Genomic DNA, 20,693 nt, shown 5'->3' with positions numbered 1-20,693 from the left:
TTGCTCACCTCCGCCGTACCGCGCGTCCAATGCGGCCGGCGACCATGCCTACGCCCGTTTGCCCCGCGGTCATTCCTTGGCCGATGGCGCTCCGCTGCATGGCGTCAATGGTCTGAACCACGTGCAAGCCTGCCCACCCCATCATCCCGCTCCATATCAGGGGCAGGCCGAGATACAGCCCGATGAGCAGGGTGTTGAGCGTCGACCGCTTGAGGGCGGTGTCGAACTCCAGGTGCAGGACGTTGAAGAGCATCGATTCCGCGCCGGGATACATCGCCACCCACAGGTGCTCGTCGAGCCACAGCGCGATGTACCACATCAAGGCCCACGACTTGACCGTGAAGATCGCCAGCGCGCCGAGGAACATCACGTTCAGGCTGTAGCGCCCGAAGACGAGGATCAGCGGCAGGAACATGTAGATCCCCATCAGAATCAGGGGCTGGGCGAAGAGCGCGAACTGGATGATCGGAAACCGTGCGGCTTGGGTGTCGATCGCCTTGTTCACCATCCCGGCCATCCCGGCGACATCGGCTGCGGCGCCGCTGAGGGCCTGGAACCAGGCGCGATTGTCTTCGGGGAGTAGTGTCTCCGGCGCCATGCTGGGATTCGAGCGTCCCATCGCGAGTCGCGCGAGGCCGTCCTCGCGCTGGTCGGCCGCGACGGCGCTGAAGAGCACCGCGATTCGCTGCGGCAGAGTCTCGGACGGGGTGCCGACGATGCCGATCTTGTTGGCGAGGCGCGTACGCAAGCCGCTGGATGCGTCGGACCACCATTCGAGGCAGGTCGGCCTCCCATGCTCGGGCATCACCGTGTTCGCGTCCATGTCGGCATCCGCGTCGCCAACGTCGAGCGCGAACCCCGGCACCCCCGCTCTCGCGTACAGAGCAGCGTAGAGGTTCGGGTCGGCCTGAAACGCGTGGCTGCCGATCCAGTCAGGGTCGGCCTCCCCGTAGCTGGCGAGGGCGGCGGCCGCCTCCGGCGACGCCTCATCCGTGAGATACCGGGAGCGCGCCGGCAGGTAGCATTCGTTGTAGAAGCGCTGCACTTCGGCGCGCATGGTCGGGTCTTCGACGGCCGCGGTTCGCGCGAGCTCCTCAACTTGCCGGAAACCACTCAGGCCGCCCGAGATGCCACCTTTCACCGCATCGTTGAAGCCCGCCGACAGACTCATGACGGTGAACCACCATGGCGGCAGGGCGAGCTGCTGCGGCACGCCGTTGAAGGCATCATCGAAGGTGCTGTCGGAACTCGCGCCGGTGGCCGTCACCGGCGCGGCGTTGAGGGTCGTCGCCGGAGGCGTGTGGTGGAGATTCACGTTCTGCAGGCTGGTGCCGACCGGGGTAAAGCAGAAGGCCAGCACGAACACTGCGGTCCAGAACTCGGCCTCCATCGTGCGCACCATCCAGGCCGCGTCTGCGCCCTCGGCGCCGTTCATCTGATGCGCATGCAGCCAGGTACCGATCAGGATGAAGAGGAAGGGCAGGAAGATGAGGCCGGTGTCGACGAGCACGTCGCGGATCACGCCGGCGAACGCCCATCCGTACATTGTGGTGAAGAGTTCGAGGTAGCTATCCACGCTCATGGCCGTGCACCTTCTAGAAGAGGCTGAACGGGACGCCCAGGACGACGACGAGCTCGATGACGATGAGCCCCGCGCAGATCCGGTGGCGTGCAGCGAGCAGGGCCGCACGGGCGTCGTCCGGCCAACGCGTCAACCGCCCGACGACCCATGGCCACGCGAACCACAGGGCGGCGATGGCGAGGCACTGGAGCGCGACGAGATACGGCTTCAGGTGCCGGACACCGCGATGCACCGTGGCCCACTCGTCGTATGTGCCGAACGCGAAGAGCGCCAGGACCACAAAGGCGACCAAGGCGACGCCGACCGCGACCGGGCGCGCGAGACGGCGCGCGAGCCGCGGCGGACGCAGTTCACGGACGCTCATTTCTTCACCCTGCCGTCGATCACGGGCTTGCGATCGACGGGCGGTTGAACCGAGTTCGCGGCGGACGCGGCGCGCGTGGCCTGGTAGCTGTCGATGAGGGTGGCGGCGGTTTCGGAGATGACGCGTTTCCGAACATTCGACTCGTACAGTACGTCGTCGATATGCCGGTTCAGCTCGGCGAGCTTGGATTCGATCTGGGTGTTGGCGGTCTTGTAGACCTCGGGAATCATCCGCCCCGTGAGCAGGAGATTGCGGACGATGAGGGCCTTGTCGACCGTGCGTGCCAGCGCGACGTCCTGCACGAGCCGGTCCTGCGCGATGCGCCGCTCGACTGGCGGCAGTTCGCGGATCGCGTCGACGAGTTCGCGCGTGACCAGCACCCCGGGGGCCGACGCGATCTTGAGATCACTGCCTTTCGGCACGGTGGTCTCGAACAAGGTCGCGACCTGGGTCTTCGTCGTGGGGATCTCGAGCTCGAACTTCTGCACGAGACCAAGGCCCATCGTAGATTGGGGTGTAGGGCAACCACCGCCACGACACGTGTATATCTCCAGATCGCCGAGGACGTCCGTCGCGTAGACGGCGGCCTTGTCGGGCGTCGGGAAAGTCTCCGTGAGCTTGACTGGCGCGTATGCGGTGGCCGTGACGGCGGGCGGTTGGCCCATGGTGACATTGAAACCGGCGTAGACGGTGTCGAAGATGATCTTGATTGCCTTCTGTCCCGTCCCTCCCGCCTTCTCGCCTCCGACCCAAGTAACCCCATCGTTCCCGTTCTTGACGCCGACGTTCTCCTTCGCAAGTACCACATCTTGGTTCGTGATCGCCTCCTGCTTCCACGCCTCGCCGCGTGCCATGCGAATGAAATCCTCGTAGGGGTCCTCGCCTTGCTTGATCTGCGCCTCCATCTCTTCGCAGCTCTTGGTGGCGATCTGGATCGCGACCTCGGCCTTCTTCGCGTAGGTCTGGAACAACTCATACAAGCCAGGGGAGGCGCGCTGGAAGAGGTACATCGGCAGCGCAGCGATGCCGGCCTGAACGGCCTGGGTCATCTGGGTGCCGAGCTGCGCGAACTGGTTCATGAGCTTCTGGAACGACAGTTCGAAATCGTAGGCGCCGCAGGAGTAATTCAGCTTGGCGACGCCGGACAGCCCCAGCTTGTATGGCACTCCGCCCGGGTTCGGCGCGCGCGAGACCGGATCGCCCCCGCCCAAGCGGTAGTAAAGGTTCGACCTCGAGCTGGGAATGTCGCCGGCGTGGGACACGGGCGCGACGCCGGCGACGACGAAGATCAGGGTCAGACAAGCCTTGCGCATGGTCACGGGTCCTGGCGCGATTGGATGGCGCGGCCGGCGAGGGCGGCGGCGTCCGCGGAGAGGCGGCTGTCGAGGATCTGAACGACGGCGACGTTGTGGTGACGCAGGCGCACGACGTATGCGGCCGCCTCGCGGGTAGTGGCGACGGTCAGTGGCAGGTGCGTTGCGCTCCAGTCGAGCCAGCGGAAAAGCCGCTCGCCGAGACGCGCGCGGGAGCGGTCGAGGCCACTCACGAGGACCACGGATCTCCCGTTCAGGACAACGTTGAGCGCCTCATCGAGGTCGTCGCCCGATACATCGAGGCCGACGATGCACCCGGTCACAAGGCTCTGTCCGTCGCCCTGGAGGTCGAGATAGGCGACATCGTCGGGCTCACGGGTCGCCTTGGCCCGTGCCCACAGCGAGAAGGCCGCGTCCGGGACCTTCTCGACGAAGACGAGCCGGTGGCGCCGTGCGTCCAGGCTCTCTGCGACGAGGCGGTCGAGTTGCGCCGCGAGCGTCAGCTCGCCGGCATCGAGGCTCCGCAAATCCATCAGGCGGTCCTCCGCCGGGCGAGCTCCCGGGCAATCGCATAGGCCGCGTCGAGTTCCGTGCCGCCGGTTTGCGACATCAGGTCCTGGCGCCACGCTTTCTCGTGCTTCTCGGTCATCGCGAGGGCGATCGCCAGCGGCGGTGGGACATTGCGGAAGAGCGCCTGCAGCTTCGTGCCGAGGAATACCCCCTCGGTGTATTTCGGCGGTTCCTTGCGCGCCGATTCCATCAGCCCGCGCTGTTCCGGCGTCAGCGTCCGGAAGCGCGCGACCTGCTCGATCTCGTCGCGATCCATGGTCAGCAGGATCCAGTGCTCGCACATGTTGAGCATGCGCGAGGCGGTATCGGGGAAGTCCTTCATGTTCTGGGTCGCGAGCCAGAACCAGGCGCCGAGCTTGCGCCACATCTTGGTGATCTTGACGACGTAGAGGTTGAGCAGCGGGTTCGTGGTGACGATGTGTCCTTCGTCGGTGAGGAAGATGATCGGGCGATGATCGTTCTGGGTCGCCTCGGCCAGCGCCTGAACGTGATTGACGAGCGAGGTGTAGGCGACGGCCAACGCATCCTCGTACCCCTCCTGCGCCAGGGTTCCCATCTCGACGATCGTGACATCGGCATCGGGCCATGTGGTGCCGTAGCGATTGAAGAGCTTCCCGCGCAGTCCGTCGCAGAAGACCATCATCGCCTGGCCCATTTCCTCAGCACGATCACGGCGGGCGCCCCCCAGACTTTCGTCATTGCGCATGTCCATGAGGGCGCGGGCGACGTCTTCGGCCCGAGCATGGTGTTGCAGCTGGTCGCGAGCACATTGGGCTGCGGCAAGGATTGCGCGGGCAATCAGATAGCGGTCCGCCCGACTCATTTTGTGTATTTCGACTTCCTCGCCTCCGGTGATCATGAGGGTCGCGGCGATGATCATTTCGCCGAGGATGTCCCGCTTGTTCGGGTCGGCCCCGTCCTCGTCCTCGTCGTCCCGCACGTTTTCGGTCTCGTCGGGCGCCGCGCCGAGTTCCGGATCGAGATCTGGCGACTGCAGGGCCTGCGCCATGGCTTGCTCCCCGTGACTGACGAGGCGGGCCGCCATCGCAAACGGCGGCAAGCTGACGTCGGCGTCGGGCGTTAGATCCACCTGATGCACGCTCAGCCCGTGGGCGCGCATATGCTCGCCCAGCAAACTGAAGGACTTCCCGACTTCGACGATGACCAATCGGGGCCGATAGATGGCCATCATGAGCATGGCGAGATAGTTGAGCTTCGCCGACTTCCCCGCGCCGGTGGGGCCCAGGATCAAGAGATGGGCGTTCTTGTTTCGGTCGGCCGGATTTAGGGGGTCGAGAAGAAGCGGCTCGCCACCGCGGTTCCACAGCCAGAATCCCGGATTCCCGGATCCGCGTGCCCGCCCATAAAGCGGTAGGAGCGCAGCAATCTGGGAGGCGAAGGTGAGTCGGGTACGTCGCAGGTGCGTCGCGTCGAAGTGGGGGTCAAAGCACATCGGAAGCCCGCGCAGGAAGACGTCGCAGCCCTGAAGTTCGTCGATCGGCTGAATGAACTTGAGTCCGGACGAATGCATCGCCGCAGTGATCTCGGCGACCGAGCGCCCCAATTGATTCGTGTCCTCGCCCCGCACGAAAAGTGTCAGATAGAACGGGTAAAGCTTGTCGGTGCGCAGGTTGTCCAGGACTTGGGTCGCTTCCTCGAAGGTGTGGATCGCATCAATGGTGTTGGCGCGGGAGGCGCTCTTGATCGCCTCGACGCGGCGACGCATCGTGTCCTGCGGGGTGATCACCACCGTCGCCGAGAGCATCGTTCCATCAGGAAGGCGGTCGAAGCGGGCGAACTGCTTGTCGGCATGGTGGCGCTCGGCCGTGAAGTGGCCGATCTCGGGAAGCTGGCGCAACGACTGCAGCGCCAACGCGCGCACCGGGCGGTCGTTGAAGAACCACAGGCCGGCCTTTGAATCGGAGCGCGGGGGCGACAACAACAGTAGCTCGCCCAAGTCGATGCCGTGGGCCGCCTTGTCATCGCCCGGATAGGCGCACAGGCGCAGCAGATCCCCGACCGTATCGGCGAGGTCGGGTTTTGGATTGAAGAAGGGCAGGAGCCACGCGTAGAAGTCATCCGCGTTCATTGGCCGTCCTTTGACCCCTGCCTGCGCCAGCCCGGAGATCAGCCCGCTGGCGGTTTGCTGCAGCGTCTCGACGGGATCGAGCATCTCCCGGGAGAAGTCGAATCCGGGCGGGAGGCGCCGATAGATGGCGCAACGGACGCGGCGCAGTTGGCCCCTCCAGCGATTTCCCGATACCCCTTCATCCGTAAACGCGCCCTCTGGTCTGGAAACCGTCGCCAGGTGCTCAGCCATCTCGGCGAGGAAGTGCCGCGTGAAGTCGCTCTCGAGGATCTGCCGACCGCGGTCCGGTGCTTTCGCATGCACTGCGAGAATGTAGTCGCGCATGCGTTCGATTTCCCATGAGAGATCGGTGTCGTCGTTGCAGAAGAACTGCACCACCCACGGCGCCTCGTCGTACTCGGGCAGGGCCTGAAGCGCGGACTGGATTTCCGCACAGCGCGCCTGCAGGTAATGGTCGGCGCGGGCCTCGCTCGGCAGCGGGTCGAGCTCGAACAGGAGTGCGCGCGAGACTCCGTCCTCCAGGACAAAGGTTTGCGTTGCCGGCTCGAAGTCCATCCACGGCAACTGGTCGGTGAAACTCGGTGGGCGGGCGGCCTGCCGGCGCCGATCTTGGACGCGGAAGGGCCGTCGGCGCAGCCCGGGGTCGGCACCGGACGAGCCCTCCGGGAGGTCCCGCTTGCTGGCTGACTGTTCCTCCGGTGGGGGAAACGTGAGCATGCGAATCAAGCCCAACATGATGTGATCCATCCGTATTCAGGGGTGTGCGGTCGCTTGGGCGCTTTCGGGCTCGCTATGTGTCGGCGCAGCGGCAGGCCGGAGCGGTGGTGACTCCGGCAGCGGTGCGTCTGCTTCACCGGGGAGGAGGTACTCGACCCGTTCGTACATCGGGAATGCGGTCACGTAACCGGGGACGGGGTACTTGCCTTGGGCGAGGTGGGGAAACACGACCATCAACAGATCGGGATTCGCGAGGCGGGCGAAGCGACGCTCAATCTGACGCATCGCCATTTCGCGCACCGGCCCCGGTGACACGTCAGACGACGGTCGCAAGGGAAGCGCTTCGCGCGCCCGATCGCGCTCTGCATCGCCGGCCCGCTCGCGGTAGATCTGCTCCATCGTCGGTTCCGATTGCGGAAGGGGCGAACTACGCGGGCCGGCAATACTGCAGGCGGTGAGGAGCGCGACGACGGCAAACGGTGCGGGAAATATTCGTGCCGCGCGCGCGGCATCAGTCCAGTCCATAGTATTTACCTCGCATGTCGGCGTGCGTGGTCGAGGCGTCGTCGATCCTGCCGTAGTCGAGCTTGCGGGCGTCTGACGACTTGTCGATGGGGATCTCGGTGTCGATGTGCACAACGACTTCGCCGCCGGCAGGCACCACGACGGCGTCGAAGGAGTTGTTGAGGCGGCGCATGATCCAGCTCGTGACTTCATCGACGCCGCCGCTGAGGGACCGACCGAGAATGTAGGTGCCGCGATCGCCGCTTACCCGGCTGGTGGTTGTGCCGAAGACGTTATCCGTCTGGGTCGTCTGGGCAGCTGCGGCAGCCGCGGCAGCGATCGAAAGGGTTCTGAGCCCCACTGCGTCCGTGAGGTGCGCCGGAGCGTTGGTGACGAACTCGCCCGGAATGCAGGGATTGCCGTAGCGGTCCGATATCCAGCCCAGCTTGGGCGCGGCGGCCAGCGATGGCATGGTGCCGCTCGTGCCGCCGGTCGCACCGAAGAGTGGCGTCGTGCCGTTGTTGCGCCGGCTCACCGTCTGAATGTTGCCGTCGTTGAAGACGAAGGTCAGCGACTGGATGAGCCCCTCGGCGCACGAGAGTGTCATGTCGCCGATCGCGATACCGGATACCACGACGCCACTCAGGTGGCGTGGGAGGTAGTGCCCATTCGCAGCCAGGTTTTCGGGGCCCAACAGCAGCTTGAACTGCATCGGGTCGGTGACCTTGCCGTCGACGGGAACCCGACCGACGATGGCCGTCATGTTGATGACCCCAGTCAGCGTGGCGTTTTCGGGGACGGTGTAGAAGGGCGTGACGACCGGAACGGCCTTCTTCGGCTTCTCCGGGGCGGTTTGCGTACGCGCGGCTGTGGGCCCAGCGAGAGGCAGCTCGCGCACGACGCCTACCTTGCCGTCAGCCCCCTTGCCCATCTGATAGCCCAAGGGCAGGACGCGCATCGGAGAAACCGCCGCGATAGCGGTGCTTGAAGCATTCGCGGGGTTAGCGCCGGATCCAGAGCCGGCATGCTCGAAGCCGAAACCGGCAGGAAGATTGCCAAGCAGCGGGGAATTGAGCAGTCCTGACGAGGGCGATTCGCTGCGAGATAGCTCGCGCGCTTTCATGCCTTCCAGTTCGGTGAGGAGTTCGGAGCGCAGTTCCCGGTGGAGCTGCTCACGAATACGGTCCTCGCTTCGCTGTTTGCGCGCGTTCTCGTCCCTGAGTCGCCGGTTCTCGTCGACGAGCGCTTGAGTCTGCTCGTTCAGCTTGCCGTACGCCGCCACGACCGTGTTCAACGTTTCCTGCGGCGTGTCGGCGTCTGCCCCTTTTTGGGTGGGCGGCAGTGGGGCCTCGGGCACGGCGGCCATTGGCGGCCCGGCCGGTACCCCGGGACCCTGGCTTTGCTTGTAGAGGATGAAACCCGTCACGGAGAGCGCAACCGCGGTCAGCACGGGAACGAGCTTGTTCTGGGCGATCTGCATGGCGGAGTCCTATCGCCACAGGGCAACGGTGGCGTACGGCCGGTCGGAAACGAGGTACACCGCCGTGGTGTCCGCCTCGGACCCTTTGGGCAACAGCCGCCAATGCTGTGGGGTGGCGGCGATCCAGCGACCGCGCAGACGTTCCATGTCCAGTTCGACCGGATGCGTGGAGCGGTTCGTGAAGCGGATTGCGGTCACATGGAGGGCGCCGCTGGACCAGGCGCCCAAGGGCGCGGTCTCAACCTCGCCGCCACGGTACAGGCCCACCACGGGCTTGCGGTCGACCGGCTCCTGACGCACCCCGGCGTATGTGGGAATCAGACGGCTTGGGGCGTAGAGGACTTGGGCCGCGTAGCGGGTAAGCTGAATCATGCCCACTGCGGGGTCGGGGTTGCCGCGCGCCGCGCCCGCCGCTGAATCGTCATCGTCGGCGGAGGCCTCGCTCGGCAGATGGATCTGAAGAATCGGCCTTGCGTCCTTGCCGTCGACCGCTTCGACGTCGAGGGGTAGCTTGGTGCCCCCTTCGATCGCATGGGCGACCAGTCGAGTTCGCGGGACTGGGCTATGGGCGGTCAGGTAAGCGGTGTCCTCGATGATCTGCACCTCGAGGAGGCCCTGGAGGGATGGTGGAACGTCGATCAGCGGCACAAATGGGAACTGCACCAGACGCTCCCGTCCCGGCGCAAGAAGGATCGGGACGGGAAGACGGTCGAATAGGACATGCTCGGTACGGCCGCCAATTGGCGTCGGGGCGGCAACGCGGTTTGCGGGTTTGGCTGCGGTAGGCGGCTGGTCATCGCTCGTTTCGGCCGGAGCCGTCGTGCGCGTACCGGAGGCGGCCGGGGGCATTGCTGGACGCGACGCAGCGTGGGGTAAGGCACCGAGGTCAAGCGGCACGCCGCCAAGGGTCATCTGCGGTCCCACGACGGGGGCTACCGGCGGGATTAGTGGTGTAGAGAGGGCGGGCGCCGTCGGCGCCTGTTGTGCGAATACCGGCAGGATCGCAGTCGCGCATACGCCGGAAACCAGAAAAGCGCGTGGTACTGACGGCATGGCGCTTACTCCTTAGTTTGGGCGGGCGCCACCGGCAGTGGGAGGACCACGGCCGCGGGCTGGGACGGTTGTTCTGGCGCGACGACGGTCCTGGGCAGGGCCGCGGTAGGGGGCGATGTAGGACTGACGACTGTTTGCAGCGCTTGCGGATCGATCCGCTCCGGATGGCGCCCCGCAAAGCAGTTCAATGCGAGCCCCCAGGGGTTCTTCTCCCGGTCGATGTCGTAACGCACGACATGCAGCGGATAGCGGATGAACGTGTCCTTGACCGGCATGCCGCGCGAGGTTTCCACCAGTTGCGCGTCAATGAGAACAGTCCAGCCGCCGTTTCCATGCTCGGAGACGCGGTTCGCGGTGTATCCGTAGCCCGGAATCTCCATTAGCGCGCGGGTGCGCTGGATCAGCTCGGCGTCTCCCGCCTTGACCCGCATGTCCTGCAGCAGTTGTTCGCGACACGACGGCGTCAGGTAATTCTGCAGCGCATAGATCTGGGCCCCATAGTCCTTTGAGCCGTCCCTGGCCCATCGGTTGACCTGATGCCAAATGTAGAAGCCAAAGGCGTAGACGTTTGGTGCCGGCACCTCCGAGGTGCGCCCCAGCTGGATCGCGCCGCCCCGGGAAAGGTCGGGTGGGATATGCGCGGTGAAATGGGTCTGCGTCGTGCGCCAGCTCACCATGGCAATCAGCAACAGGACGAGCAGTCCTGCGATGAACCAGGATTGCCTGCGTATGGTTGCGTGCGCGTTTGCGAGGTTGTTCGTGAAGGGCGACATGGGCTCTCCAGTCTCAACGAGTGCGTGCGCGTGACCTCGGCGCGCGCGCCGGAAGGAGCGTGCGGCCGATGTCCCAGGCGCCCGAATGGGTGACGAACCCGGAGCGGATGAGATGCACCGAGGCCGCCCAGTGCAGAAGCAGATGCAGGTAGTAGTGATCCGGCCGATTGCGTTTGAGCTTCGCCATCTGGCCCGCCGCGAGCCAGACGGTTGCGATCGGGCCGGTGGCGATGATGAGCACGGCCACCGGCAGCTGATGGACGGCAAGCCCAACCAGGCTACCGACGGGAAACCACACAAGGCCGGCCAGCCCGATGGCCCACTTGGATTCGGTGGACGAAAGCCCCTTGATGATTGGCGGTTCTGCGTTCACTCGATCCGGCAGAGGCGTAGTGGTCGGCCTTGGGGGCGGGTCTTGAGGGGCCATGGGGCTCGCGGATTCCATGACGGTTCCTAGTCGATGATGGTCGCTGCTTCGTTGAGGAGGTACACCATGAGAACCAGCACGACGGCGCCCACAACGGCGAGAACGCCAAGGTCACCGAGCTCCGCGCGTCCGATGCGGTACTCGTTGAACTTCGCAATGCCCCCGGCCGCGACCGCGATGAAGCCCAGCGTTGCGATGATCAGGCCGAGGACAATGAGACCGTTCTTGAAGTACTGCTTGCCGATTTCGATGTAGTCGCCCGAGGCGGCGCTGCCTGCCTGCACGGCGGTCGGCAGCTCGGCCAAGGCCGGTTCGACGATGAAGGCCGCGGCGAGGATCGCAACCATGAGCGGAGCGGCTCGAGGAATCGTCGTGGGCGAACTCCACCAGCGTGTCAAACCGCTGGTCGCGCGATGGATCGCTCCGCTCGGTGCGCCTGAATGATGGATGAGACGTTTCATGATTCCCTCCGGTGATTGAAGAGGCGCCGCGCCTTGGAAGAACCGGCAGGCCAGCGGCCTTGCCTGCCGGACCGGCCGCGATCTAGGTCAGTAGATAGATCAGCAGCAAGACGATGATCAGTACCCGCAGCTTGTAGAGGAAAAGCATTGGCAGACGGCGCGGGTCGTGGAGCCCTTCAATACCCAGCCGGCGAACCATGTCCGCCGCCCAAAGCACGCCGACGGCGGCAACGATCATCGCAACGACGATGGCGATGGCCGCCGGGGCAACCCCCGCCGAATTCGAGAACGCCTGGACTTGGTCCGAAGTCATGACAGCTCCCGTCAGCGGCGGTAGTCGCCCTTGAGTGGTTCGATCGGTCGTGGCTGGCGAGGCGCGTTGAGATGCTCAGTGATCCCGAGACGGATCAGGTCCAGATCGCGGGCCAGATCGTCGTACTGGAATCGCACCCGGGCGAGCGTCGGGGCGTGCGCCTTCGCGGCGCGCACCTCCTCTCCAAGGAGCGCGATTTCATGCTCCAGGCGCGCGAGGTTTTCGCGCTCGGAATCCTCGTCGGCCTGCGCGGGCATCATGACGAACGCAGCGGCTGCGGACAGCGACGAGAGGAACAACTGGCGAAACAATCGGCGCATGACGAGACTCCTTCACAGGTACTTCTTGAAGGTGGATGCGGTGGTGGAGACGGAGGCGGCGACAAGAATTGCGAAAGCCAGGACGAGATAGGCCGGGTTGAACCCTCCGAATGGCCACGCCAGGTAGGCGGTGAATCCGGCGGTCAGGAACCACCAGGCGAAGCGCTTGCTGTGGTGATAGACGAAGGAGGATTCGCGCCCGCCGGACCACTTGCGCAGATCGCGACGCACCAGGCCATCGATGAGGCCGAGAAGGATGGCCATCGCGAATGCCGGCAGCGCGTAAAAGGCGACCGCCAAGCGGATCACGGTGTCCTGCGCGACATAGAGTGAAATCTCGACCCAGCGGCCGGCTTCCCTGACGATGCGCCGGGCAGTACGTGCTTGAGGCTTGGCTGCTGCGTTGGGATCGATCGCATTCGCACGCGCAATGAACAGCGGGGCGTGAAGCCACACGTAGGGCCGCGTAACGAGCTCGGCAAGATCGCGGGCGAAAACCACGGTGTCGGCGACAATGAGAGAGCGCGGAAATCCGTGGATGTAGCCGAAGTCTTCCGCGACGGCTCTCCGCGCTTGGCTGATGCCTTCGCCTTTCCAGAACGAATAGTCACCGGCGATCGTCAGTGCGGTGCCGAACACCCAGGAGGTAAAGGTTGCGAAGAGCAGACCCACAACCACGTCCGCGAAACTGCTGAGTGGTCCTCTCGAACGCACGTCACGCGGCGCGGAGGAGGCCGGCGCCGTGGACGAGCGAGGTGACGAGGACGCCGATGACGCAGCGCTACTCATGCTGCAGTCTCCGCATCGTCATTTTGTGCTGAGTCGCCGACCGTGAAACCGAGCGGGGCGACGAGCCCGATGGGCATGTCCTTGAGCCAGTCGGTCTGGGCGGACCAGTGTTCGGAGGTACGGTACTTCGCCCGCATCTGGTTCGCGACGTCCTGCAGGGACGGGGGGACAAAGCGATCGTTTGTGGGGTCGGGCAGGGGGAAGCGAAGCTTGAAGAGGCGGTTGCCCTCGAGCAGGGCGAAGGCCTGCCCTTGCGGGAGTGCCATGATGTCGGAGGGCGACACCATCGGCACTCGCTGAGTGGACAGGCGATCCTCGTTACGTGAAGTGAAGTCCGTCGCCGTGGACCCGTCGGTGTCGCTGACACCTGTCACGACCATCAGATGCTGGACGTCGACCTCGGGCAGCTGGCTGCAGAAGAACTCCGCCGTGCCCGGGTCCTTGACGCGTAGCATGATGATGTTGTTGAAGTTGCCCAACACCTGTCGGGCTTTCGCCGCGTCGCCGAGTTTGGCCTCGATGTCCGGAATGGTCTGGGTGTAGGCGGTGATGCTGAAACCGGATCCGCCCAGCTTGTTGACCATCGGGACGAACTCCGGCCCCGCGATTTCGTTGACCTCGTCGAAGTGGCAGGCCACTTCGGGCAGGACAATCTTGCCCTCGGGGTGATGGGGATCAAGGCCCGTCTTGTAGAGCTTTCCACCCACGCTGACGAGATCGGCCAGCATGGAATTGCCCACCGCGGCGGCGACCGTGGCATCGGAGAGGGCGTCGAGGCCCACATACACGATGCCGCCCTGGCGGATGATCTGCATCCAGTCGAAGATCGGGCGGGTGTCGGCCGGATCGAAATAGTCCGGCGAAATCAGCTTGCCGACGGGGCCGGTGGTGAGCTTCTCGAGGAACGGTCCGAGCGAGGCCACGATCTTCTCGAAGAAACTACGTTCGTAGCGCACAGCAGTCGCCAGGCCCTGCAGCACGGCATCGGGCAACTGCAGGTCCTTCAGCACATGGACGAGCGCCACCAGATGTTCGCTGCGATCCTGCAGCGCGCGTGGCACCGTGATCTGACGCTTTGTGATTTGGGTCTGGACCTTTTCGAGTCGCAGTTCCCAGTCGTCCGGACCCTGCATCTTGAGGATGTGGGTGGCGTATCGGAGGAAGAGCGGTTCGATGTCCGTGATGTCGCGCAGTAGCAGTTCGTAGGTCGGCACCTGCCCGAGTGCGACCTGAGCTTGCGCGACGAGGTTGGTGAATCGCCACGCGAACTCCTTGAAGGCTGCGGAGTTCCCGCTCGAGGGCAGAGGATTGGTGGTGCGGTTGGCGACTTCCGTGATACGGGCAAAGTTGCCAATGCCGTTGTAGCGCGCGGAAATGTCCGGGTAGCCAAGGTGGAAGAGGTAGAGATGATCCATCCGGCCCGCACGGGCAGCTTCTGCATAGACGCGCAACATGAGTTCCGCATCGCCCTTCGGATCAATGACGATTACAACTTTCCGGTCGCGAATGTCCTGCGTTACCAGGAGTTCCATGCCGCGCGTCTTGCCGACGCGCGTCGTGCCCAGCCAAAGGAGGTGTCCGGGGCGATGCTTCTGACCCAACGTCACGTGGACTTCCTTGGGCTCGACGCCGTGAAGAATGGGGGTGCCGCCGAGATCGGGCGGTTCGGCCAGCGGATTCCACCAGCGCGGCGTGGTGAGTGCCGCGGCGAGAGGCTTGAGAGGCGTGCGCCGCAGGCCCCGCAGGGTCATGCGCGTTGCAGTCACCGTGAGGCCCTGGACGAGATACGGCTGTGCTTCCGGTCGGGCCGCATCCATTCGGCGTTGGGTATGCTGCTGTCCCCACGCGAATCCCTCGCCCAGGTACAGTTTGCCCGGAATGCGGGGTAGCTTGTGCGGCGCGACCGCGGTGGTCTTGTAGCGCGTGAGCCCATACTGGTAGCGCCATACGCGCCAGGCCTGCTTTCCGCGTAGGCCAGCGAAACCGAAGGCAAGCAGGGCGGCAACGAGCCCCAGGTTGGGCGGCATCATCAGCACCCACGGTGCGGACAGGGCAACGAGTCCGCAGGAAGCGGACGTTGCCGCGCTCCAGATCTCGATCGGCGGCCGCAACCAGGCCTCGATGACGCCGCGGCTCATGTTCCCGTCCTTGAAAAAGGACGCACAACCACCGTCGTGGGCAGGGAGGAGGCCCGGTGGGCGTTGGACGATGGTTGTGCAGAACCCGCCATTGCAGCGGGTGAGGAGCCGCGGGAGGTGCGGCGGAGGGTCACCGGGGGAACGGTGACCGGAGCGGGAGCGATGAATCTGCTGAACGCGAGAAGGGCGGACTCATACATGTTCGATTCTCGCGATGTGCGCAAAGACGGAGCGCGCGTAGTCATCGGCGCGGCCTTGATCGGCTGGGTTGTGATAGCGCCCCACGGCGTCAAACCAGGTCGATGTGGCAGCCCGCTGCTCCAGAAGAATCGAAGCCGCAACGGTCAGGTTGTGCCAAGGATCGAGGGCCAGGGTAGGGGTGCGCAACTTGTCAGAGTGGTAGCGCCAGTTGACCTGCATCGCACCGCAATCGACGTTGCGCACCCCCTGCGCGAGCACGTGCCGAAGGTCGGCTACGGCTTCCGCGTAGCTCGTGTAGCGGCGAGGGACCGCGCGTACATTGAGCGTCCACGGCCAGGGAAGGGCCACCGTTTTCCACACCGTGACTGATTCCTGTATCGCCACGCCGTAGAGGATCGTGGCGGGCAGACCAAGGGATTGAGCGACCTGTCGGTACGCAGGCGGGATGGGGGGATAGGTGCGCCGTTGGCCCCTGGCATCACTTCGCGCGTATGACAAAGCGGGGGCTGCGAGCAGGACAAGGGCGCATGGTGTCTTGGCAAGGAATGCCCGCCGCGGAATAGGCATGTGCGTCGTCATTCGCGGTTGGCTCCCGGCGTGAAAAACCAGTTCGGTAGCGTCTTGCCCTTCGCGCTGGCCGGTCGGAGACCGGAGAAGTCCACCACCTTGTCGTTGGGATAGAGGCGCCGCATCGCTTCGGTGCCAGCCCGTTGCCATGCGAGGACGCGTTCGGCGTCGTCGTGTAGTAGTTTTGCGAAGAGTTCGCCGTACCGCGTGCGCTCTGCCTCAGAGCGGGCGTGGACACCGAGCACTTCGACCGGACTGATGCGGGGATCGCTGAAGGCACCACGAGGACCGCGCATGAGGATTCGGGCGCGCTGCAGCTCTTCCACGGTGATGCCCCAGTAACGCGCTTCCAGGACATCGGTGCTGGATACGCTCGTTTCGGGTATGGCCGCAGACGCCTTGTCGGTGGTGTTGCGGCGGGTGGCGGCCACATCGGTCGTCGTGGTATCCACGGCGCCGACGTCTGCGAAAACGAGCAGAAGCATGAGCGGAAGAAGTCGATTTCTCATAGGAGACCCGCTTCAGTCGTGCACCGTAGCCGTGGCGGTGCTTCCGTCAGGGAGGCGGAATTGGACTTGTCCGGCGCGCGTGTCAATGCGCTGGATACGGGCGACACCGACCGTGTCGCCCTCGCGGTAGAACGCGAGGCGCCCGTCGCCGTCGCGAATGGCAACGGACGATTGATTGGCCCAGCTATCAACCGACACGATTGCCGGCAGGTTCGGCTTGGATGGCGCAGTTGGCTTGATGGGTGGGGGACGGCGAAGGGCAGGGCGCTGCGGTTGATTCAAGGCGTCGAGCCGCGAACGCAGTTGAGCGTTGGCGTCGGAAAGCGCCGTGACGGATGTGGTGAGTTCCGCCATGGTCGCGATCAGTCCATCAACTCGCTGAGCCAATTCGATGGTGCGTTCTTCAACGCTATCCAGGCGAGCGGAGGCATCGGTCCCCTGCGCCGGAAGCGGATCGGGCAATGAAAGGGGCGTACGCGCACGGGCACTCTCTTCCCCCGACTGGGCTTGCGGGATCGCCTCGGGCGTGGCCGGCGCACGGAGAAGGTGGAGCGCCGAAAAGGCGATACCGGCAATGACAAAGAAAATAATCAGGACGAATGCGACTCGGCGATGACCCGATTGATGACGAGGCGGGAGCGGGACGGCTTCGGTTGCACCGTCTTGCGCCAGCGTGGCTTGGGATAGGCTCATTGCGCCGGCTCCGATATGGCCACGGGAACGTTCACCCCTTCGTCGAAGCGCGCTGCGCCGGATTGGGCCGAGGCGGGTTCGTGGCGAGGACCGGAAGAGGGGGAGGGCCGGTCGACGGGGCGAAGACCAATAATCAGGGTGCGATGCACGGGGGAGGCATCGACCTTGTAGGCCTCGCCGACGAGAAGCTCGACAATGGTCAGTGCGCGATAAGGGCCCAGTTCGCGATGGGCTTCGGGCAAGGGCAGCGGAAAAAGGTCACGTGCAGCGGTATCGACGGATTTGAGACGATAGCCCGTGCGAAGGAGCACGTAGTTGACGGCATCCCCCACGGTGCGCACGTGGCCGCGGGGAAAGCGCACGGTGGCGATGGCCGTCAGCGGATTCAACGCGGCTGGCTCGGGCGTGATCGAAGTCGTCGTGTATCGGGCGAGGCGGACTTCGTCGGAAGGAGACGCCGCCCACGACGAACCAACCGTCAGAAGGAGAGCGATTGCGACAATGCGATGCATTGAGTGCTCCGTCGGGTGGAAAGGCAGCCCCACCGGATAGGCGGTGGGGCTGCGGCCTGCTGCCAGCGGCCAGTCACGGAGCAGAGTGTGGCCAGGGCGTTTGCGTGGCGCAGGTGTGAAATCGGGAAAGTTTGCGCGGCTTTATGCTTGCAAAATGCGTAATGCAGTGATAGGCGGAAATGGCGGGCAAAGGGGGCGGCCCGGTGGCGGGCCTTCGTGTAGGGGGTACGGGCCCAACCCGAAAGGGCGCCCAGCCCCTACAGCTCGGGCTGGGCGAAGGATTCACGGGGAGGGGAAGCCTTGCGGCAAAGGCTTACCGGATAGGGGGTCGGGAGCCTGCCTTGGCAGGCTCCCGAAAGGGCCATAGCACACGGTCAACCCTATGCCCAGTGAAAACTCCTGGAAGTTGGAGCGGATTTGCGAAGGACGGAAAGGGCAGGTGTGCTGCACCCTTGGGGAGCGTGCGGTCCAGGAAGCCGGGGCGAAGTGGTGCCGAAACCTACGCACGACTAAAGTATGGGTGAAGCGCTGGCGGCTCACCCCAGCCGATTGATGCGCCAAGAAAAAGAGAACGGAGCATTTTGCAGGAGGTGAAATGCTGATGAACACGATGCCGCCGTCCATCCCGTCGCACCAGGAAGAGGCCCGGATTCAGGCGGTGGTCACCATCGGGCATTTTCTGGAGGGACTGGGAGAACCCGGTTGGCGCAGCGTCCTGTTCAGTTGGCTTGCCCGGTACGACGGGCTGGAGACGTACCTCTACGTCGAGGACGATCCGATCATTTCCGTGCGAAACCTTCTCGCCCACTACGTTGAAATCCTGAAGCCCGCTGAGCCGGGGCAATTGGCGGCCGATCTGTCGGGTCTGCCGTTTTGTCGCTACCGGGCCAAACGCCGCGATGGCAAGAAGTGGGAGCCGCTCGCCGAGACCTTCACCGCGTTCTGCGAGGGGGTCACGGTTGAAGTGTGGGAATCTGAAGGCCCCTATCCGCGACGAGAAGTGCTGGAGAACTGGCTATTGGCGCAGTTCTGTACAGCCCAGGTCGAAAGTCGTCGGGGTTGATCGTGTTGGCGGCATTGGCCGTTGGCTGTTTTCTCGCGGCGGCAGGGCTGGGCGCCTGGTTGCTGTGGCCGATCATAGGCAAGATAGCGGCATATCGCACAGTGGCCGGCTCGCGGCGTTCGACTCCCGCATCACGATCCACGATCAAGGATGGTGACGCGCGATGGCTTGCTGCGAACCGCCACGGATGGCTCAAGGTTCTTGATGTCACCGCGCTGATCGACGTGTGCAACCTGGCCGGCGCCCTGCAACAGATCCAGCGCGAATCCAAACTGAGCACTGCGGCATGGGAGCGGGACATCGCACCGGCGATCCAGCAGTATCTGCGGTTCGTCCAACTGCTCCCGGCAAGCGAAGCCCATCATCACGCGCACCTCGGCGGTCTCGCCGCACATACCATCGAGGTCGTGTATGCGGCGGTCTGCCTCCGCAACGGCTATCTGCTACCGCGTGGGGGACCCGCGGAACAGATCGATGCGCAGCGCGATCACTGGACGTACGCCGTCATTTTTGCGGCGCTCCTTCACGACATCGGCAAACCGATAACCGACCTTCGAGTGAGCCTCGCGGACCGTCCGGACGGCCCCGCGCGCCCCTGGCTTCCGCTGTCGGGGGACATGCTTATGGCTGGCGCAGTGGAGTACGAAGTCCGATTTGCCCCGGCAGCGGAGCGCAACTACGGCGCGCACCGGCGTTTGCCGCAGGTGCTGGCGCCGCGGATCGTTCCTGCAGCAGCGCTCGCGTTTCTGGCACGCGAACCCACCGTCATGGGTCAGCTGGACGCCGCGTGGTCCGGGGATGATGCAACCAGTGTGCTGACCGAGATCGTGCGCGGAGCGGATCAGCGTTCAGCCGCGAGCAACCTGCAGCAGGGGCCGCGCAACCAATTCGGCTCTGCAACAGCCGTCCCGCTGGTCGAGCGGCTGATGGAAGCGATGCGCCGTATGCTGCGCCAAGGGGGATTGCCACTGAATCGAGACGGTGCCGCAGGCTGGGTTGCCGAGGGCGCCGCCTGGTTCGTGGCGAAACGCCTCGCGGATGCCGTGCGCGAGGATATCGCGCGCACCGATCCCGACAACGCCGACAGTGTTCCGGGCCCGAGCAAGAACGACCGACTGTTCGATACCTGGCAGGACTATGGGCTGTTGGAGCGTAATCCGGATACAGGACAGGCCGTCTGGTACGTGGAGATCCGCGGCAACGGCTATACGCATGAGTTTGCGATGCTCAAGTTCCCGCTCGCGAACCTGTTCGACCGACCAGAAGACTATCCGCCCGTATTCGATGGTGTGATCGTCGTGAAGGCATCGCGCGAGGTGCGCGAGCAGTCCAACAGTGACGCGCCGAAAGTCGCCGATTCAACGGATCCGAGCCGCACTCGTGACAAGGAGTCCGGACAGCGATCGTCGAGGCCACGCAAGGAACTCGACGTGCCCCCGCCCAAGCCGGCACATGCGGCATCCGCGCCTCCCGAGTTCGACAAGCCGCGGCCGACCCCACGACAATCACCACCGACTGTCGCACCAGCAGGCGCCGGCGACGAGGAGGATTACCTGTCCGAAGACGACTCTGCTGCTGCGGTTGCCGACGCTGCGACACCTGCAAGAGCTACGCGTCCTGCACTGCTGCCGAGTAACCGCCCGGTCACGCCCTATGCGCACGTGCCCGCGTCGCCTCCGCGAGGGGCAAGGGGGGAGGCCAACGACGCGCCGGAACCCAGCGATGCAGCCCTCCAGTTCATGGCATGGCTGCAACAGGGCATCGCGGACGGATCCATACCTTACAACGAAGCCGGAGCCCCTGTTCATTTCGTACCAGAGGGAATGGCATTGGTCTCCCCGAGGACATTCCGCGACTTCGCGACACTTTATGGCGATGACGGCAACGGGGCGGTTCATGCGTCATGTGCTAACGACAAACTGGGCGCCGGTATTCAGCGGCAAGTGATCAAGGCACGATGGCACGTCGTGGGGGCCGGCAACTCCAATGTTCATCACTACATGGTGCTCGGGCGGGGTGGGAAACCCGTCGGCAAGCTCGCCGCGGTGGTGATCAAGCATCCCGAGCGTTGGGTCAACCCTGTCCCGCTTCCGAATCCAAACATTGTTACGTTTGCCGGGAAGGTGGCCCGTCCGGCACAAGAGGGCTAGGCGCTGGTCCGTTACATGTCGGATGGTTGACAAATATTAGATGTTGGCCAATTCTATTCTCTGACAGGCAAATTCCATGTGGGACACAGCTCATCACACCGTGAG

General features: G+C 64.6%; 21 protein-coding genes. 2 read left to right on the top strand and 19 right to left on the bottom strand.

Annotated features, from left to right (window positions below):
- Positions 1-4: 4 nt before the first annotated feature.
- The 19 genes from GPA22_RS01130 to pilL2 all read right to left on the bottom strand — a co-directional run bounded on the left by GPA22_RS01130 (position 5) and on the right by pilL2 (position 17,375).
- The gene (locus tag GPA22_RS01130; RefSeq protein ID WP_169254245.1) at positions 5-1,582 is read right to left on the bottom strand and encodes a conjugal transfer protein TraG N-terminal domain-containing protein; all 1,578 of its coding nucleotides are present in this window, start codon (positions 1,580-1,582) and stop codon (positions 5-7) included.
- A gap of 13 nt (positions 1,583-1,595) precedes the next feature.
- Positions 1,596-1,946 (bottom strand): hypothetical protein, encoded by a 351-nt coding sequence (locus GPA22_RS01125; RefSeq protein ID WP_169254244.1) that lies wholly within the window; start codon positions 1,944-1,946, stop codon positions 1,596-1,598.
- On the bottom strand, positions 1,943-3,259 hold the full coding sequence (locus tag GPA22_RS01120; protein ID WP_169254243.1) for an integrating conjugative element protein: 1,317 nt from the start codon (positions 3,257-3,259) through the stop codon (positions 1,943-1,945). The genes GPA22_RS01125 and GPA22_RS01120 overlap by 4 nt, the downstream gene beginning before the upstream one ends.
- Before the next feature lie 2 nt (positions 3,260-3,261).
- Positions 3,262-3,792, bottom strand: coding sequence for a hypothetical protein (locus GPA22_RS01115; RefSeq protein ID WP_169254242.1), 531 nt, complete (start codon positions 3,790-3,792; stop codon positions 3,262-3,264).
- Complete coding sequence (locus tag GPA22_RS01110) at positions 3,792-6,665, bottom strand: conjugative transfer ATPase (protein ID WP_246263976.1); 2,874 nt, start codon at positions 6,663-6,665, stop codon at positions 3,792-3,794. The genes GPA22_RS01115 and GPA22_RS01110 overlap by 1 nt, the downstream gene beginning before the upstream one ends.
- A 6-nt stretch (positions 6,666-6,671) precedes the next feature.
- Positions 6,672-7,160, bottom strand: coding sequence for a TIGR03751 family conjugal transfer lipoprotein (locus GPA22_RS01105; RefSeq protein WP_169254241.1), 489 nt, complete (start codon positions 7,158-7,160; stop codon positions 6,672-6,674).
- Entirely contained in the window at positions 7,147-8,619 is a 1,473-nt protein-coding gene (locus GPA22_RS01100) for a TIGR03752 family integrating conjugative element protein (RefSeq protein ID WP_169254240.1), read from the bottom strand. Before GPA22_RS01100 ends, GPA22_RS01105 begins: the two co-directional genes overlap by 14 nt.
- Positions 8,620-8,628: 9 nt before the next feature.
- Complete coding sequence (locus GPA22_RS01095; RefSeq protein WP_246263996.1) at positions 8,629-9,468, bottom strand: TIGR03749 family integrating conjugative element protein; 840 nt, start codon at positions 9,466-9,468, stop codon at positions 8,629-8,631.
- Positions 9,469-9,677: 209 nt separating this feature from the next.
- On the bottom strand, positions 9,678-10,445 hold the full coding sequence (locus GPA22_RS01090) for a PFL_4703 family integrating conjugative element protein (protein WP_169254238.1): 768 nt from the start codon (positions 10,443-10,445) through the stop codon (positions 9,678-9,680).
- A 13-nt stretch (positions 10,446-10,458) separates the two neighbouring features.
- Positions 10,459-10,872 (bottom strand): TIGR03750 family conjugal transfer protein, encoded by a 414-nt coding sequence (locus tag GPA22_RS01085; RefSeq protein WP_246263995.1) that lies wholly within the window; start codon positions 10,870-10,872, stop codon positions 10,459-10,461.
- A gap of 26 nt (positions 10,873-10,898) precedes the next feature.
- Positions 10,899-11,333, bottom strand: a complete 435-nt coding sequence (locus GPA22_RS01080; RefSeq protein ID WP_169254236.1) for a TIGR03745 family integrating conjugative element membrane protein — start codon at positions 11,331-11,333, stop codon at positions 10,899-10,901.
- Between the two features lie 82 nt (positions 11,334-11,415).
- Positions 11,416-11,646 carry a DUF3262 family protein gene (locus GPA22_RS01075; protein ID WP_169254235.1) on the bottom strand — a complete coding sequence of 77 codons (231 nt, stop codon included), beginning with the start codon at positions 11,644-11,646 and terminating at the stop codon, positions 11,416-11,418.
- 11 nt (positions 11,647-11,657) lie between these two features.
- Complete coding sequence (locus GPA22_RS01070; protein WP_211168866.1) at positions 11,658-11,966, bottom strand: integrative conjugative element protein, RAQPRD family; 309 nt, start codon at positions 11,964-11,966, stop codon at positions 11,658-11,660.
- A 12-nt stretch (positions 11,967-11,978) separates the two neighbouring features.
- A complete protein-coding gene (locus tag GPA22_RS01065; protein ID WP_169254234.1) occupies positions 11,979-12,755 on the bottom strand; it encodes a TIGR03747 family integrating conjugative element membrane protein in 777 nt (258 codons plus the stop codon).
- The gene (gene traD / locus GPA22_RS01060; protein WP_169254233.1) at positions 12,752-14,893 is read right to left on the bottom strand and encodes a type IV conjugative transfer system coupling protein TraD; all 2,142 of its coding nucleotides are present in this window, start codon (positions 14,891-14,893) and stop codon (positions 12,752-12,754) included. Before traD ends, GPA22_RS01065 begins: the two co-directional genes overlap by 4 nt.
- A 192-nt stretch (positions 14,894-15,085) precedes the next feature.
- Positions 15,086-15,673, bottom strand: a complete 588-nt coding sequence (locus tag GPA22_RS01055) for a lysozyme family protein (RefSeq protein ID WP_169254232.1) — start codon at positions 15,671-15,673, stop codon at positions 15,086-15,088.
- Positions 15,670-16,146, bottom strand: a complete 477-nt coding sequence (locus GPA22_RS01050; protein WP_169254231.1) for an integrating conjugative element protein — start codon at positions 16,144-16,146, stop codon at positions 15,670-15,672. The genes GPA22_RS01055 and GPA22_RS01050 overlap by 4 nt, the downstream gene beginning before the upstream one ends.
- Positions 16,147-16,182: 36 nt before the next feature.
- Positions 16,183-16,863, bottom strand: a complete 681-nt coding sequence (locus GPA22_RS01045; protein ID WP_169254230.1) for a hypothetical protein — start codon at positions 16,861-16,863, stop codon at positions 16,183-16,185.
- Positions 16,860-17,375, bottom strand: coding sequence for a PFGI-1 class ICE element type IV pilus protein PilL2 (gene pilL2, locus GPA22_RS01040; protein ID WP_169254229.1), 516 nt, complete (start codon positions 17,373-17,375; stop codon positions 16,860-16,862). The genes GPA22_RS01045 and pilL2 overlap by 4 nt, the downstream gene beginning before the upstream one ends.
- A 595-nt stretch (positions 17,376-17,970) precedes the next feature.
- On the opposite strand from pilL2, the gene GPA22_RS01035 reads away from it, so the two are divergent.
- Together GPA22_RS01035 and mobH are read left to right on the top strand one after the other, a co-directional pair.
- Positions 17,971-18,438, top strand: a complete 468-nt coding sequence (locus GPA22_RS01035) for a hypothetical protein (protein WP_169254228.1) — start codon at positions 17,971-17,973, stop codon at positions 18,436-18,438.
- Between the two features lie 2 nt (positions 18,439-18,440).
- The gene (gene mobH / locus GPA22_RS01030) at positions 18,441-20,588 is read left to right on the top strand and encodes a MobH family relaxase (protein ID WP_343035926.1); all 2,148 of its coding nucleotides are present in this window, start codon (positions 18,441-18,443) and stop codon (positions 20,586-20,588) included.
- The last annotated feature ends 105 nt before the right edge of the window (positions 20,589-20,693 follow it).

The organism is Aromatoleum toluvorans (assembly GCF_012910905.1).
GTDB classification, from domain to species: domain Bacteria; phylum Pseudomonadota; class Gammaproteobacteria; order Burkholderiales; family Rhodocyclaceae; genus Aromatoleum; species Aromatoleum toluvorans.
Note: the sequence above shows the minus strand (reverse complement) of the source record. Positions and strands in the feature narration are given on the sequence as shown.

Bases quoted from the DNA above. Each gene is read 5' to 3' on its own strand.
- GPA22_RS01085 (WP_246263995.1), bottom strand. From the start codon at position 10,872: ATGGCCCCTCAAGACCCGCCCCCAAGGCCGACCACTACGCCTCTGCCG.
- GPA22_RS01045 (WP_169254230.1), bottom strand. From the start codon at position 16,863: ATGAGCCTATCCCAAGCCACGCTGGCGCAAGACGGTGCAACCGAAGCC.
- GPA22_RS01035 (WP_169254228.1), top strand. From the start codon at position 17,971: ATGCTGATGAACACGATGCCGCCGTCCATCCCGTCGCACCAGGAAGAG.
- traD (WP_169254233.1), bottom strand. From the start codon at position 14,893: ATGAGCCGCGGCGTCATCGAGGCCTGGTTGCGGCCGCCGATCGAGATC.
- GPA22_RS01120 (WP_169254243.1), bottom strand. From the start codon at position 3,259: ATGCGCAAGGCTTGTCTGACCCTGATCTTCGTCGTCGCCGGCGTCGCG.
- GPA22_RS01100 (WP_169254240.1), bottom strand. From the start codon at position 8,619: ATGCAGATCGCCCAGAACAAGCTCGTTCCCGTGCTGACCGCGGTTGCG.
- GPA22_RS01080 (WP_169254236.1), bottom strand. From the start codon at position 11,333: ATGAAACGTCTCATCCATCATTCAGGCGCACCGAGCGGAGCGATCCAT.
- GPA22_RS01105 (WP_169254241.1), bottom strand. From the start codon at position 7,160: ATGGACTGGACTGATGCCGCGCGCGCGGCACGAATATTTCCCGCACCG.
- GPA22_RS01115 (WP_169254242.1), bottom strand. From the start codon at position 3,792: ATGGATTTGCGGAGCCTCGATGCCGGCGAGCTGACGCTCGCGGCGCAA.
- GPA22_RS01130 (WP_169254245.1), bottom strand. From the start codon at position 1,582: ATGAGCGTGGATAGCTACCTCGAACTCTTCACCACAATGTACGGATGG.
- GPA22_RS01055 (WP_169254232.1), bottom strand. From the start codon at position 15,673: ATGACGACGCACATGCCTATTCCGCGGCGGGCATTCCTTGCCAAGACA.
- pilL2 (WP_169254229.1), bottom strand. From the start codon at position 17,375: ATGCATCGCATTGTCGCAATCGCTCTCCTTCTGACGGTTGGTTCGTCG.
- GPA22_RS01095 (WP_246263996.1), bottom strand. From the start codon at position 9,468: ATGCCCCCGGCCGCCTCCGGTACGCGCACGACGGCTCCGGCCGAAACG.
- GPA22_RS01125 (WP_169254244.1), bottom strand. From the start codon at position 1,946: ATGAGCGTCCGTGAACTGCGTCCGCCGCGGCTCGCGCGCCGTCTCGCG.
- GPA22_RS01050 (WP_169254231.1), bottom strand. From the start codon at position 16,146: ATGCTTCTGCTCGTTTTCGCAGACGTCGGCGCCGTGGATACCACGACG.
- GPA22_RS01075 (WP_169254235.1), bottom strand. From the start codon at position 11,646: ATGACTTCGGACCAAGTCCAGGCGTTCTCGAATTCGGCGGGGGTTGCC.
- GPA22_RS01065 (WP_169254234.1), bottom strand. From the start codon at position 12,755: ATGAGTAGCGCTGCGTCATCGGCGTCCTCGTCACCTCGCTCGTCCACG.
- GPA22_RS01090 (WP_169254238.1), bottom strand. From the start codon at position 10,445: ATGTCGCCCTTCACGAACAACCTCGCAAACGCGCACGCAACCATACGC.
- GPA22_RS01070 (WP_211168866.1), bottom strand. From the start codon at position 11,966: ATGCGCCGATTGTTTCGCCAGTTGTTCCTCTCGTCGCTGTCCGCAGCC.
- GPA22_RS01110 (WP_246263976.1), bottom strand. From the start codon at position 6,665: ATGGATCACATCATGTTGGGCTTGATTCGCATGCTCACGTTTCCCCCA.